Raw genomic sequence first — 490 nt, 5'->3', positions numbered from 1 at the left:
ACGGCCTAAAAGGCTTCCCTGATGCCATCAATACGGTCTACCCTAACGCTCAGGTTCAGCTGTGTATCGTGCATATGGTGCGCTATTCGATGAAGTTCGTACCTTGGACGGACAAGAAGGCCGTAGCAGCTGATTTAAAGGCCATCTACGGTGCTGATACGCTTGAGATGGCAGAGGCCAACCTTGAGCACTTTGATGAAGTATGGGGCAAAGAGTACCCGCATGTCATCAAGTCTTGGCGCAATAACTGGGAGGGCTTAACGGTGTTCTTTGGTTATCCTAAAGACATCAGAAGAGTGATCTATACCACCAATGCGATAGAGTCGCTAAACAGTGTGATTCGAACGGCGGTGAATAAGCGTAAGGTATTTCCCTCTGATCAGGCAGCGTTTAAAGTGGTATATCTAGCAACACAGCAGGCATCCAAGAAGTGGTCGATGCCGATTCGTAACTGGACGTCTGCTCTTAATCGCTTTATGATTATGTTTGA

1 protein-coding gene is annotated in these 490 nt (G+C 47.6%); it reads left to right on the top strand.

Annotated elements, in window-relative coordinates; translation table 11 throughout:
* The coding region (locus ACT3QQ_RS13955; RefSeq protein ID WP_444528435.1) for an IS256 family transposase at nt 1-490 on the top strand (490 nt) is incomplete at both ends.

The sequence above is a fragment of the Psychrobacter sp. AOP7-A1-24 genome, assembly GCF_052376235.1.
Classification (GTDB): domain Bacteria; phylum Pseudomonadota; class Gammaproteobacteria; order Pseudomonadales; family Moraxellaceae; genus Psychrobacter.
The sequence above is the reverse complement of the archived record's forward strand: the minus strand, read 5'-3'. Positions and strand labels throughout refer to the sequence as shown.